The following is a 13,435-nucleotide window of genomic DNA, read 5'->3' on the forward strand; positions in this document are numbered from 1 at the left end:
TGAATGAGCAATACTGAATTATCACATCAAGGCAGCCCCTTACAAACAATGCGCGCTATTGTTTTATCACAACCAGATGAGCAAATACGCTTGCAAGATGTTGAGGTTGATATACCCGAGTGCGCCGACAACGAATTGTTGGTAAAGCTTGAGTATGTAGGCCTTAATCCTGCTGATGCCTATTTTGCTAAAACGGGATTTTGTAAGTGGCAATACCCTCATATTTTAGGCCTAGACGCCGTTGGTGTGGTAGTTAAAGCTAACAAAGGTGTGTTTCCTGGGGTTGGCGAACGAGTAATGTGGCATGCCAATATAGGTAAGCAAGGGGTACTGAGTGAATACACCACGGTACCTAATTTTGCTGTATCGGTTGTGCCCGATGGGTTGTGCCCTGCAAAGGCTGCTACGTTACCGTGCGCTGGTATGGCCGCCCTTATTAGCTTAGATAAAATTGCCATTACGGAGGGCGACCAAATCCTAATCGAAGGTGGCTCTGGTGCGGTAGGGCAGTTTGCCATTCAATATGCTAAACAACGCGGTGCCGATGTATTTACCACCGCTTCAAAGCGTAATCACAAGCTGGTAAAGCAGCTAGGTGCCGATGTGGTATTTGATTATAACGACAAAAAGTTGCGCGACAAAATTCGCCGCGAGCTTGGCCCACAAGGGTTTGATGCGGTAATTGATACCATGGGCGGTGAATCAACGCTTAGAAATATTGAATTAATGCGTTTTTGCGGGCGTATCTCGTGTTTAAACTCGCTGCCTCATTTTGATCAAGATTTAATGTACCACCGAGCGCCTAATATTAGCGTGGTATCTATTGGTGGTGCGTGGCTTGCTAATAGTTTATGTGCACAGCAGCGCTTAAGTTTTATGGGCAATTTATTGCTTGAAGGCGCGCTATCGGGCGATATTAAAACACCGGCAATCACTGCGGTTGACTTTACTGCTGACTCAGTCAGTGCTGCCTTAAATAACCAAATAGCGGGTGGCTTTACAGGCAAACACGTTGTGCAAATAAGCAGTTAACGTTGCCTACCTTATTTTAAAAACGCAGCCCAAGTGGCTGCGTTTTTTTATGCCTAAAAAATAGCTTTTTATGAGTATGGGGCTTAATTGTTGCCAAATAGAGGTATTTCAGCGCACAAGTGTAAGCCTTTTAGTTTCAACAGTTTACGTCACCGTAAAGAAAATAAATTGAAAAAACTGTTAATTAATTGAATAGAGTAATTGATCTAAACTGATTTTTATGACGTAATGTATGTATTATTTATCTGGTCGGATGAGTTTAATCATGAGTTTACGTACAAAATTAAAAAAAGTATTACCAAGTATTTCAATCACTGAACAAGAAGCGCTAGACGCGGGTGATGTGTGGCTAGAAGGGTCTATCTATCAAGGTAAGCCAGATTTTAGCGCACTACGCGATGTGCCGGCTGCTACCCTAAGTGCAGACGAGCAAGCATTCTTAGATGGCCCAGTACAAGAGCTACTAGGCATGATTGACGATTCAGTTATTCAAAACGGTATTCACTTACCAGATGACATATTAGAATTTTTGAAAAAAGAGCGTTTCTTCTCGCTTATCATTCCTAAATCGTTTGGCGGTTTAGAGTTTAGCCCTTATGCAAACTCGACTATTGTGGCAACCATTGCGACAAAAAGCTCTGCAGTAGCGGTAACTGTTATGGTTCCTAACTCTTTAGGCCCAGGTGAATTATTACTTCACTTTGGTACACAAGAGCAGCAAGCGCATTACTTACCGCGTTTAGCAAACGGCAGAGACATTCCATGTTTTGCTTTAACAAGCCCAGAGGCAGGCTCTGATGCAGGTGGCATTCCAGATATTGGTACTGTCACCAAAGGCATGTACAACGGCGAAGAAGTACTTGGCCTTGAGATCACATGGGATAAGCGTTATATCACACTGGCACCAATCGCTACGGTACTTGGTTTAGCATTTAAAGTAGTGGATCCAGAAGGTTTACTAGGCGGCAAAGAAAACTTAGGTATTACCTGTGCGCTTATTCCTAAAGATCACCCAGGTGTAGAGCTTGGCAACCGCCATGACCCAATGGGTATTCGTTTTTATAACGGTACTACACGTGGTAACAAAGTATTTGTACCAATGGACTTTATTATTGGCGGCCAGAAAAACATCGGTCGTGGTTGGCAAATGCTGGTTAGCTGTTTAGGCGCAGGGCGTGGTATTTCATTACCTGCACTAGGTGTAAGTACTTCGCAAGTAGCATTTAAATCAGCATCTGAATACGCAGCAGTGCGTGAGCAGTTTGGTTTAGCAATTGGTCAATTTGAAGGTATTCAAGAAAAACTAGCAGACATTGCAGGTAAAACATACCTTCAAGAAGCAATGCGCGTACTGACAACTGAAGGCCTAGGCATGGGCTTAAAACCATCGGTTGTTACAGCAATAGCTAAATACCACATGACCGAGCTTGGCCGCGACGTATTAGATTCTGCAATGGATATTCAAGCGGGTAAAGCGATTCAAAATGGCCCACAAAATACCCTTGCAAGCGGTTACGTAGCACAGCCTATTGCAATTACAGTAGAAGGCGCGAACATTCTTACACGTAACCTGATGATTTTTGGTCAAGGTGTTATGCGTTGTCACCCTTATTTACAATCTATGGTTGAATCAATCCATAGTGAAGATAAAGGTGCAGATAAAGAGTTTAACGGCATTTTACGTAAAACAATAGGTTACAGCACAGCAAACAGCTTACGTGCCTTCCGTTTAGGTGTTTTACCATTTACTGCAAGTGCAAACTCTGCATTACCAGAAGTACGTGAATACGAAAAAGCCGTGCATAAACTGTCTGCAAAATTAGCAGTGTATGCCGACTTCTCGTTACTCGTACTTGGCGGTAAATTAAAGCAGGCTGAAATGCTATCAGCACGTTTAGGCGATGTAATGAGCTTTTTATACGCGGCAATGGCATCAATTAAGTATTACGAGCAAAAAGTAGCAAGCAGCGAGCGCGAGCAAGCAGCGCCGTACTTCCACTACGCGACACGTTTTGCACTACAAAGCGCTGAAGAAGCACTGCATAAGTTTTTAGATAACTTCCCTGCAAGCGGTACTCGTAAGTTTATTCGTTTTGTAACAATGAACTACTCAACTAAAATGCCAAAAATTAGCGACGACTTAATTCGTGAATTAGCAAAACAAGCACAGCTTGATACCGCATTTAAAGCGCAAATTACGCATTTAGTTAAGCCTGTAGAAGGTGACGGTCACCACATTAACGAGCAAGCTTATAAAGCTAAAATGGCATCACTTGTTGAGCTGGCTAAAGTTAAAAAAGCGCTGCGCGCTAAAACGATTAAACCAGGTACACGTTTTGCCATTACGCTAGATAACGCATTAGCGGCAAATGTAATTACTGCGGATGAACATGCGCAACTAATTGATTACAACAAAAAGCGTGAAAAAGCGATTCGCGTTGATGAGTTCGACTTTGACATGAACTTATTAGATGACAACGCACAACCAGTTAACCCACTTAAAAGTGTAGTTAATCAATAAAATTCAATGATGCAAAGCGCCCGCTGTATCGGCGCTTTTATTCTTGATTAAAAAATTAGTGTGGAGCCTCGTTTGTTTAAAACCAAGCGGGGCTTTTTTATGTGTGTAATATAGAGGCAGGGCTAATGGTGGCTCATTTTATGGTCGTTTTGCTTGTTCAATTAGAGTAGCTGTTTAGTTTATTTTCCATACTTTAAATAAAAAGCTCAACGCATTTAAGGCTTGTGTTTGAGTATTAGGAGCAAAATTTTGTTGGTTGACTAAATGATTTAAAAAAAGTTCGACCTCATTATCTCCCATCGTTGTTGGGTGCCTCATAGAGTTAAAACGAATAAACGAAGCTATCCAGTATAAATACGCTTTGATGGTACTTTTAGCATAATGCTTTAGATACATTTGTTCGGCTATCATAGTTAAAAAAGGTGATTTCATGATATGAATCTCTAGCAAAATTTAACTGTATATATAGACAGTGTATATTGTTTTGTCCAATATTACTGATCTCCACCATTTCGGTGTATTTTCGCACTGATAAAAAATAATTTTCAGTTAACTAATTGTTTACAGGTGTTTATTTGATGGTTAAGATAAATGCGTTGTAATATATGGACATTTGTCGGTTTATAAAACGACAAATGTCGTAGACAAAATTGTTAGTAGCCATATGAAAATGGAGACAGCAGTGGAAATAGATGAAGATAAAATCGATGAAGCGGCACTTGTTCTGTTTTACCTTACTCTTCATGACAAGTTTGGTAGGGCTTGGAAACAAATAGATTGGAGTATCACCGATCGGCTTTATGAAAAAGGATATATTCACGATCCTGTTGGCAAATCTAAGTCTGTTGTTTTAACTGAAGAAGGTCTTGCCAAATCAGAAGAACTTTTCAAAAAGTTATTCGTCAAAAGTGAGTAAGCGTTGTGCGCAATTTTAGCTGTTACTCTAGGATGTATTAGCGTGGCAACTAACAAGCCAATAAACGCACTCACTGCGTTCGCTGGGACGCATACACGCGGGGCGGCTTCGCCATTATGCCCCACGTGCCTGCGCCCGTTATTGGAAAGTTATATGTTTCTTGATATTGGTGCATATTCAAAGAAAATCAAATGTTTAAATATGAAACACCTCCATGGGGAGCTAAGTTAATTTGCTTTTGTTATCTGGTTGTATCTTGTTTGATGCTGTTTGCTTTTTACACTTATGGTAATTGGGCAGGTAATTCTCCTGTAGTTTTTAAATACATTTTTGTTATGTTAGGTTTGATCTTCATGTTCCCGGCTTTAAAGCCAAGTAACTGGCGTGGTTGGGTTTACTTTTCAGCAGACAATCGAGGGATAAGTTTCCCAACTTCATTCGATGAAGTTAATAATCAGTCGTCTCTTAATGTTGCATGGGAAAATGTGGGTATTATAAAAAGTGAAACCCTTCATGGTCAGGTAAAAGGAATTACAATAGAGTTAAATATTTCACAAGCTGATATTGATTTACACTTTCGAAAAACAGATCTAACAAATAAACTTTTAGGCTTAAACAATAAAAGAGGTAACTTTTTTGTCATTGCATACGCAAACAATGCGTTTCAAAAAGTTTCTAGTGTTGTAAACACATTAAATGAAATTAAGCGCTCAAACATATAACAAACGCATTAAGGGCGGACGCAAAAAGCTTGGCTGCGCTCATTCTTCGCTTAGTATAGCCAAGCTTTTATGCGCCACTTATGCGGGCGTTAGAGGCACTATGAAGTTAGCAACCATTTTTCTAGCCCTATTCTTGCTATCAGGATGTGGTACAGAAGGTGTTGATATGGAAATCAGTGATGTTGATGACTGGTTTAAGGTAAATGAAACTGAAATAACTTCTATCGTTGAATTATTTAAGAGCGACAAATGTTTACGTAGAGTTGAACTCGGCTCAATGAAATATATCAGTCAAAACTGTGAAAACAATTCGTCTCAAAAAACCAAAATAAAAGAAATACAAAGTAAGCTAACAAGCCTTGGTGTTGTTCTAGCTGTTGCGCATACATTCGATGATGGAAATTTTGTTGCGAGTATATTGATAAACAGGAGAGGTATTGCAGTATCTGGTGGAGGTCTTGAAATTAGTTACTGGGAAAAATTTCCTGTTTATTTAAATGATGAACTCGAGTGTGGTGCAATTGAAGCTCTCTACAAAGAAAAGTGGTACGCAGAGATTTTAAGCTCTGAAGATCCGTGCCTCTAACAAGTCAATTCAGCGAAAAATAAACAAGACACCCATCCTAAATTTTGCACTTTTTGAAGTTTAAGCCTAGCCCTTATTTAGCAATAATAAACTAGACACCCATCTTAAATTTTGCACTTAACGCAATTAAAGGCTAGCTTTTATTTAGAGCAATAATAAACAAGACACCCATCTTAAATTTTGTAATAAACAAGACACCCATCTTAAATTTTGTACTTAACGCAATTAGAGGCTAGCTTTTATTTAGTGTAAAAAACAAGCAGAGTGTCATATGGCAATTGCAAGAAAGCGACAAGTAAGTTTGGTTGATACAAAATACTATCACTGTATTTCACGGTGTGTTCGTCGTGCATTTTTATGTGGCGAAGACCGTTTCACTGGTCAATGTTACGAGCATCGACGAGGATGGGTTGAAGATAAGCTGGGTGAATTAGCTAGGGTATTTTGTATTGATGTGTGCGCTTATGCCGTAATGAGCAATCACACCCATTTAGTACTGTATGTAGATGATAAAAAGGCAAATAGGCTGAATGATAAAGCGATTGTTATTCGCTGGCATAAACTCTGTAAAGGCACATTGTTAACACAAAAATACATACAAGGCGAGAAGCTAAGTAAAGTTGAACTCATCTTTTTCAATCAAACGGTAAAACAATACCGAGAACGTTTAGCAAGTATTAGCTGGTTTATGCGCCTGTTAAATGAAGATATAGCGCGAAGAGCAAATAAAGAAGATAATTGCACAGGGAGGTTCTGGGAGGGGAGATTCAAATCGCAAGCTTTACTTGATGAAGCCGCAATTGCAGCGTGTATGGCCTATGTAGATTTAAACCCCATTAGAGCCAAGATGGCTAACACGCCAGAAGAGTCAGACCATACCAGCGCTCAAGTACGCTTAATATGCGCAAAAGAAGGCAAGCAGCCAAAACAACTACTTCGCTTTGCAGGTATGCCACGTCAAGAAATGCCTAAAGGGCTGCCGTTTGAGCTTAAATCGTACCTTGAACTCGTTGAGCTAACAGGGCGAGTAATGCGAGAGGATAAGCAAGGACATATAGATAATATGACCCTTCGTTTGTTAGAAAGGCTTAATATATCATCAGAAAACTGGTTAAAACTCACCACACAATTTACGCGCGTATTTCATGGTGCAGTGGGCAGGCCTGCCTCACAAGAAGGGTATTGCGAAAACTTAAACCGAAAGCGGCGAGCGAATATCAGTAACTGCGCAAAGTTATTCGCTTAGAGCCAAATCACTTTTTGAGCACTCCAACTACATAATGGAGGGATTTTTGTGGCTGCCATTTGAGCTTTATTTAGTAATACCTTTATTTTAAAACTCAAATTATTTTTGGACAGTTAAAAAACATAAATTCACTAGTTAACTTTAACTTTTTGTAATTTACTTTGTAGAAATTAAGGTGGATGTCACTTTAAGAAAGGCTGGAATTAAAGTGGGTGTCACACTAAAAAGAAAGGGGCTATGAATGCTATCGTTTTATTAAAAATACCTTCTAATGTTAAACTATAAAAAACTTAATGACTTAATATAGCAATGGCATTTTATCTTCCTCTTTTACAGCCTCATTTTAAACACATTGAAATGGGCGATACGCTAACATCGCTTTGGAGCGGGTGTGGCAGTATTGTCGAGTGCATGCTTGATGCCGAGCCATGTGTTATCAAAGCGATTAAAATACCAAGCCACATAAACCATCCAAAAATTAAGCAAAGTGAATTTGCATTAAAGAGAAAGCAGCAGTCTTATAAAGTTGAATATAATTTTTATAGGTTATACAGCGCGTACTTACCGACAAGCGCTAAAAGTATTACCTGTATTAATGCAATTAATGATGGTGATGATTATGCGTTAGTGTTTAAAAACTTTACTCAATATGGTTTTTCTCAAGCAAGGTCCCAGCATATAAAGGCAATACTAAACTGGTTAGCATCTTTTCATGCCTTTAATTTAAATAAGCCTGAAAAGGGCTTATGGCAACAAGGGAACTATTGGCATTTGAGCACACGGCCCGATGAGTTTAATAAGTTAAAACAAAGCGCTGACAAAAAGTCCGATATTAAAAATGCGGCTCATAAAATTGATAAAACACTGCAAGCATCACACTACAAAACCTTGATACATGGCGATGCTAAACTTGCCAATTTTGCTGCAAATGAGCAAAGTGAAATACTCGCTTATGACTTTCAGTATGTAGGGGCTGGGGTAGGGATTTGCGATGTAATGTATTTTATGACCAGCTGCTTAAGCGACGAGCAGTTACATACCTGTGCCGATGAGTATTTACGTTACTATTTTAGCCAATTAAAAAATGCGCTTTTAGTGTATCAACCACAAATAAATGCCGATGACGTAATTGCAAAGTGGCATGCATTATGGCCATTAGCTTGGGCCGATTTTTATCGCTTTTTAGCGGGTTGGAGCCCAACTCATTTTAAAATAAATAGCTACATGTTGGCGCAAGTAAATTTAACGTTATCAGATAACAATTTATAAACATAAAGTAGTGTGTCGCTTGCATAAATATCAAGCAAATCAATACATTTTGGCACGATCTATGAAAACTTATTTAAAATTGCAGGTCAAATGACCTTTTTTAATATAAAATACCGCCAATTCTAGTATCAGTAGGTTTTTATCATGTCAATTCACGTAATTTCACACCCTCTAGTTCAACACAAATTAGGCTTAATGCGCGCTCACGGTATAAGTACTAAAAGCTTTCGTGAATTATGCTCTGAGGTAGGTACCTTATTAACCTACGAAGCAACTAAAAACCTACAGTTAGAAGATAACGAAATTACTGGCTGGGACGGCAACAAATTAAAAGTAGAGCACATTAAAGGCAAAAAAATTACTGTTGTGCCTATTTTACGCGCAGGCCTTGGCATGATGGATGGCGTAATGTCATTACTCCCAGCGGCTAAGGTAAGTGTAGTGGGCCTTGAGCGTAACGAAGAAACGCTTGAGCCAGTACCTTACTTTGAAAAGTTAGTAGGCAATATTGATGAGCGTTTAAGCTTAGTTATAGACCCAATGCTTGCAACTGGCGGCTCTATGATTGCTACAATAGATATGCTTAAAAAAGCAGGCTGTAAAGACATTAAAGTAATTGTACTGGTTGCTGCACCTGAGGGCGTTGAAAAAACATTAGCCGCTCACCCTGATATTGAGATTTTTACTGCCTCAGTTGATAGCCATTTAAATGAAAAGGGTTACATTATCCCAGGGCTTGGCGATGCAGGTGACAAAATTTTCGGTACGGTTTACTAAGGTTTAACAGTGCAAAATAATTCTACATTTTCTATAAAAACCATTTTAACCGGCGCCCAAATGTTGTTTGTAGCATTTGGTGCGTTAGTGTTGGTGCCTTTATTAACGGGGCTTGACCCAAGTGTCGCTTTGTTTACAGCGGGTATAGGTACTTTATTATTTCAGGTAGTGACGAAAGGCAAGGTGCCTATATTTTTAGCGTCATCATTTGCGTTTATTGCGCCTATTATTGCCTCAGTACAAATGTGGGGCGTACCAGCCACCATGGGTGGTTTAATGGCAGCGGGCTGTGCTTATATGCTGTTAGCGCTATTGGTTAAATTTAAAGGGGTGGCAACACTTCATAAAATTTTGCCGCCTGTGGTCGTCGGCCCCGTTATTATGGTGATTGGTTTAGCCCTTGCACCGGTTGCGGTAAATATGGCAATGGGTAAAAGTGGCGACGGCAGTATTGAACTTATTGCTTACGATAAAGCCATTATTATTTCGCTGTTTTCTCTTGTTGTCACACTTATTTTTGCAGTGTGGGGCAAAGGTGTATATAAGCTGATCCCTATATTAGCGGGTGTTATATCGGGTTATGTTTTATCACTGGTAATGGGTGTGGTTGAATTTGGTAGCGTAAATGAAGCGAGCTGGTTGGCTGTACCAAACTTCACATGGCCCGAATTTAAGTGGCAAGCCATTCTCTTTATGGTGCCTGTTGCCATTGCACCTGCTATTGAGCATATTGGCGATATGATGGCTATTAGCCAAGTAACCAATAAAGACTTTTTAAAAAAACCAGGCTTACATCGCACCTTATTTGGTGATGGCTTAGCCACTGCCGCTGCCTCTTTATTTGGTGGTCCGCCAAACACTACTTACTCTGAAGTAACTGGCGCAGTGATGCTGACCAAAAACTTTAACCCTAAAGTAATGATGTGGACTGCTATAATTGCTGTGGTACTGGCCTTTGTGGCAAAAATGGGCGCTGGTTTACAAACAATTCCTGTACCTGTGATGGGCGGCATAATGATTTTGTTATTTGGCTCAATTGCGGTAGTGGGCTTAAATACGTTGGTTAAATCTGGTGATGACTTAACTGCACCCCGTAATTTAAGTATTGTGGCACTTATATTAGTATGCGGTATTGGCGGTATGCACATTGGGGGTAGCCAATTTAGCTTAGAAGGCGTTAGCTTGTGCGCCATTTTAGGTATTGTGCTTAACTTAGTATTGCCAAAAGCCGAACCAGAAACTGATTAATTTTGCACTGTATGTAAAATTTACGCACCAAAATAGCGCATACTAATTGCGCTATTTTTGTAAGCTACTAATAATTAAATAAAAATAATAGTGGTCTAGTACCTGCATTTGTTACTTCATAATATAAGGAGTTACTATGTCAGAGGCCAGTATTGTGGATATAACCCCATTTTTAGCAAAGCACCAATTGCCTTTAAAGTATCAGTACCTTAGTGAGCAATTTTTTATCCCGCTTGCACACGATATTCTAGAATCAAAAAAAAATAACACCCCTATTTTTGTCGCCATAAATGGATGCCAAGGTTCAGGAAAAACCACCCTCGCAGATTTTTTAGTTACTTGGTTTAGTAACAACTCGCCGTTTAGCAGTGTCGCGCTTTCTATTGACGATTTTTACTTATCTAAAGCGCACCGCCAAGGACTTGCCAAAGACGTACACCCATTATTTGCCACCCGTGGTGTGCCTGGCACCCACGATGTAGGGTTAATGAATACCACCATAAGCCGATTACTTGCAAAAGAGGTTGGCGTGCCTTTGCCTAAATTTGACAAGCATCACGACGATTGCAGCCCTGAGCAAACATGGCAATGTAACAATAAACCCATTGATATTATTATTTTAGAAGGCTGGTGCGTAGGTAGTGAGCCACAACCGTTATTTTCTTTAAGTGAGCCTATAAACGAGTTAGAAACACAGCACGATAAAGAAGGCGTGTGGCGTCGTTGTGTAAACAGTTGCCTAGCAAATGAATACAAAAGTGTGTTTAGTAAAATAGATTACACGGTGATGCTCAAAGCACCGAGCTTTGAAGATGTATTTAAGTGGCGACAAGAGCAAGAACAAAAGCTTATTGCCACTAAAGGCGAGGGTGATGGCACCATGAGTGATGAGCAACTGGTGCACTTTATTTCTCATTTTGAGCGTATTACTCGCGAAAACTTAAACACCCTAAGCGCTAAAGCTAACGCCCTTATAGAGCTTGATAGTAATCGAGATATTAGTGCTATGCACTTAACCAGCGACGATACGCTGCAACCTATTATATTTACCGACTTAGATGGCACGTTACTCGATCACGCCGATTACAACACTAAAAATATCAGTAGCTTGCTGCAAGACTTACAAGCAGCCCACATTCCTGTGGTGTTTAATACGAGTAAAACATTTTGCGAAGTGGTTGAACTTAAAAACGAGCTTAATATTCAACAGCCTTTTATTGTTGAAAATGGCGCGGCGGCTTATTTACCCGTAGATTATTTTGAGCTTAAACCCATTGGCTGCACGCAAGTAGGGGCGTATTGGTGTTATGCATTTGCATCACCCTTATCTAACTTACTTAGTGATTTAGACTCCTTAAGCAGCGAATATAAATCGCATTATAAGTTATTTAGTGATTTGTCGAGCGAGCAAATATCATCCCTCACCGGACTTGATGAAGCGCATGCAAGGCGCGCTCAAACTCGCGATTTTTCAGACCCACTTTATTGGCACGGAAGCGATGAATTACTTAATGCGTTTGTAAACGATGTTAAAGCACTCGGCTACGAAATAAAAATAGGCGGGCGGTTTATACATATTGCTAAAAACACCGATAAAAGCGCTGCACAGCAGTGGTTAGTTAAACAAATTTCACAACATTTTAGAAAGCCTCTCACGGTAATTGCACTAGGTGATAGTGACAACGATAAGCAGATGCTAGAGCAAGCTGATATCGCCATTATCATACATAACCCAAGCAGTAAAAAGCCGGTTAAGTTAACACATAACAAGGCGCGTTATTCGCAATCGCCCGCTCCACTGGGTTGGATTGAAGAAATAACCACATTGCCTTGTATTAGCAGCATTTTAAATACTATTGAGGAGCGAAAATCACATGGCTGATTTTTATCAAAATGGCATCATCACAACCTTACATAACATCGCCGATAGACCGGTAGAAGCGCTTGAAGAAGAGCTAATTAGTTTTAGTAAGCAACGGCCAATGGGGTTAATACTCCCTTCGTTGTTTAGTGAGCTTGAAGGCCCAGCGCTGCAAAACATTGTAAAAGAACTCAGAGAGGTTCCTTATTTATCGCAAATTACCATAGGTTTAGACAGGGCAGACGAATCACAATACCGCCATGCTTTAGGCTTTTTTAAAGAGCTTAACCAAAACCACAAAGTGCTTTGGAACGATGGTCCTCGTTTGCAAGCGCTTGATAAAGAATTACAAGAGCTAGGCGTTGCACCGCGTGAGCTTGGTAAAGGCAGAAATGTGTGGTATTGCATGGGTTACAAATTGGCCACCTCAGAGGTAGAGTCGATAGCCCTGCACGACTGCGATATTTTAACTTACGACAGAGGTTTGTTAGCGCGCTTAATTTACCCTGTAGCGCACCCTCGTTTTAATTATGAATTCTGTAAAGGCTTTTACCCACGTACTGCAAACGGCAAAATTAATGGCCGAGTATCGCGCTTATTAGTAACGCCGTTATTACGCTCGTTCAAAACTATTTTAGGCAATACCGACTACCTAGAATATATGGATACCTTTAGATACCCGTTAGCAGGGGAGTTTTCGTTTAGACGTGATGTGCTAAACGATATTCGTATTCCGAGTGATTGGGGCCTTGAAATTGGCGTACTCAGTGAAATGTACCGTAATTATTCGCATAATCGCTTATGCCAAGTGGATATTGCTGATAATTACGATCATAAGCACCAGGAACTTTCTCTTGATGACCAAAACGCCGGTTTATCTAAAATGTCGATAGATATAACCAAGGCACTATTTAGAAAATTAGCCACTCAAGGGGTTACTTTTACCAGCGAAACAATTCGTTCTTTAAAAGCAACTTACTACCGTATTGGTTTAGACTTTATAGAAACGTATCATAACGATGCACTGATGAATGGTTTAACCTTAGATGTGCACCAAGAGGAAAAGGCCGTAGAAATGTTTGCCAAAAATGTTATGGAAGCAGGTCAGCACTTTTTAGATAACCCAATGGAAGCGCCATTTGTGCCAAGTTGGAACCGTGTTGTATCGGCCATGCCAGATGTTTTTGAGCGCTTAAGAGAAGCGGTTGATCTTGATAATAAAGAATTTAGTGAATAAATAAAACAATAATAAGGGGC

Annotated in this window: 12 protein-coding genes; 11 read left to right on the forward strand and 1 reads right to left on the reverse strand. The window is 40.0% G+C overall.

What is annotated here, in order from left to right; all coding sequences use genetic code 11:
* Nucleotides 1-3: 3 nt before the first annotated feature.
* A complete protein-coding gene (locus tag OIZ54_RS04550; RefSeq protein ID WP_264389844.1) occupies nucleotides 4-1,032 on the forward strand; it encodes a zinc-binding dehydrogenase in 1,029 nt (342 codons plus the stop codon).
* Between the two features lie 265 nt (nucleotides 1,033-1,297).
* Nucleotides 1,298-3,553: an acyl-CoA dehydrogenase gene (locus OIZ54_RS04555; protein WP_004588700.1), complete on the forward strand. Its 2,256-nt coding sequence runs from the start codon at nucleotides 1,298-1,300 to the stop codon at nucleotides 3,551-3,553.
* A gap of 174 nt (nucleotides 3,554-3,727) precedes the next feature.
* On the opposite strand, the gene OIZ54_RS04560 is transcribed toward OIZ54_RS04555, so the two are convergent.
* Nucleotides 3,728-3,985: a phage integrase N-terminal SAM-like domain-containing protein gene (locus OIZ54_RS04560; RefSeq protein WP_257125172.1), complete on the reverse strand. Its 258-nt coding sequence runs from the start codon at nucleotides 3,983-3,985 to the stop codon at nucleotides 3,728-3,730.
* A gap of 250 nt (nucleotides 3,986-4,235) precedes the next feature.
* On the opposite strand from OIZ54_RS04560, the gene OIZ54_RS04565 reads away from it, so the two are divergent.
* From OIZ54_RS04565 to OIZ54_RS04605, 9 genes are all read left to right on the forward strand, one after another.
* A complete protein-coding gene (locus OIZ54_RS04565) occupies nucleotides 4,236-4,469 on the forward strand; it encodes a DUF6429 family protein (RefSeq protein ID WP_248450329.1) in 234 nt (77 codons plus the stop codon).
* Between the two features lie 191 nt (nucleotides 4,470-4,660).
* Entirely contained in the window at nucleotides 4,661-5,191 is a 531-nt protein-coding gene (locus tag OIZ54_RS04570) for a hypothetical protein (RefSeq protein ID WP_157686038.1), read from the forward strand.
* Nucleotides 5,192-5,291: 100 nt separating this feature from the next.
* Nucleotides 5,292-5,777: a hypothetical protein gene (locus OIZ54_RS04575; RefSeq protein ID WP_264389845.1), complete on the forward strand. Its 486-nt coding sequence runs from the start codon at nucleotides 5,292-5,294 to the stop codon at nucleotides 5,775-5,777.
* 271 nt (nucleotides 5,778-6,048) lie between these two features.
* Nucleotides 6,049-7,023, forward strand: coding sequence for a transposase (locus OIZ54_RS04580; protein ID WP_264389846.1), 975 nt, complete (start codon nucleotides 6,049-6,051; stop codon nucleotides 7,021-7,023).
* A gap of 309 nt (nucleotides 7,024-7,332) precedes the next feature.
* Nucleotides 7,333-8,292, forward strand: coding sequence for an ecdysteroid 22-kinase family protein (locus OIZ54_RS04585; RefSeq protein ID WP_264389847.1), 960 nt, complete (start codon nucleotides 7,333-7,335; stop codon nucleotides 8,290-8,292).
* Nucleotides 8,293-8,436: 144 nt separating this feature from the next.
* Nucleotides 8,437-9,069, forward strand: a complete 633-nt coding sequence (gene upp, locus OIZ54_RS04590) for a uracil phosphoribosyltransferase (protein WP_004586497.1) — start codon at nucleotides 8,437-8,439, stop codon at nucleotides 9,067-9,069.
* 9 nt (nucleotides 9,070-9,078) lie between these two features.
* Nucleotides 9,079-10,317, forward strand: a complete 1,239-nt coding sequence (locus OIZ54_RS04595) for a uracil-xanthine permease family protein (protein WP_054981874.1) — start codon at nucleotides 9,079-9,081, stop codon at nucleotides 10,315-10,317.
* Between the two features lie 136 nt (nucleotides 10,318-10,453).
* Nucleotides 10,454-12,199: an HAD-IIB family hydrolase gene (locus OIZ54_RS04600; RefSeq protein ID WP_264389848.1), complete on the forward strand. Its 1,746-nt coding sequence runs from the start codon at nucleotides 10,454-10,456 to the stop codon at nucleotides 12,197-12,199.
* Complete coding sequence (locus OIZ54_RS04605; RefSeq protein WP_029771978.1) at nucleotides 12,192-13,415, forward strand: hypothetical protein; 1,224 nt, start codon at nucleotides 12,192-12,194, stop codon at nucleotides 13,413-13,415. The genes OIZ54_RS04600 and OIZ54_RS04605 overlap by 8 nt, the downstream gene beginning before the upstream one ends.
* Nucleotides 13,416-13,435: the final 20 nt, after the last annotated feature.

Source organism: Pseudoalteromonas sp. A3 (assembly GCF_025942345.1).
Classification (GTDB): Bacteria; Pseudomonadota; Gammaproteobacteria; order Enterobacterales; family Alteromonadaceae; genus Pseudoalteromonas; species Pseudoalteromonas atlantica.

What these genes read in the sequence shown, in the direction of transcription:
- OIZ54_RS04550 (WP_264389844.1), top strand. Translation starts at nt 4, where the DNA reads ATGAGCAATACTGAATTATCACATCAAGGCAGCCCCTTACAAACAATG.
- OIZ54_RS04555 (WP_004588700.1), top strand. Translation starts at nt 1,298, where the DNA reads ATGAGTTTACGTACAAAATTAAAAAAAGTATTACCAAGTATTTCAATC.
- OIZ54_RS04560 (WP_257125172.1), bottom strand. Translation starts at nt 3,985, where the DNA reads ATGAAATCACCTTTTTTAACTATGATAGCCGAACAAATGTATCTAAAG.
- OIZ54_RS04570 (WP_157686038.1), top strand. Translation starts at nt 4,661, where the DNA reads ATGTTTAAATATGAAACACCTCCATGGGGAGCTAAGTTAATTTGCTTT.
- OIZ54_RS04575 (WP_264389845.1), top strand. Translation starts at nt 5,292, where the DNA reads ATGAAGTTAGCAACCATTTTTCTAGCCCTATTCTTGCTATCAGGATGT.
- OIZ54_RS04580 (WP_264389846.1), top strand. Translation starts at nt 6,049, where the DNA reads ATGGCAATTGCAAGAAAGCGACAAGTAAGTTTGGTTGATACAAAATAC.
- OIZ54_RS04585 (WP_264389847.1), top strand. Translation starts at nt 7,333, where the DNA reads ATGGCATTTTATCTTCCTCTTTTACAGCCTCATTTTAAACACATTGAA.
- upp (WP_004586497.1), top strand. Translation starts at nt 8,437, where the DNA reads ATGTCAATTCACGTAATTTCACACCCTCTAGTTCAACACAAATTAGGC.
- OIZ54_RS04600 (WP_264389848.1), top strand. Translation starts at nt 10,454, where the DNA reads ATGTCAGAGGCCAGTATTGTGGATATAACCCCATTTTTAGCAAAGCAC.
- OIZ54_RS04605 (WP_029771978.1), top strand. Translation starts at nt 12,192, where the DNA reads ATGGCTGATTTTTATCAAAATGGCATCATCACAACCTTACATAACATC.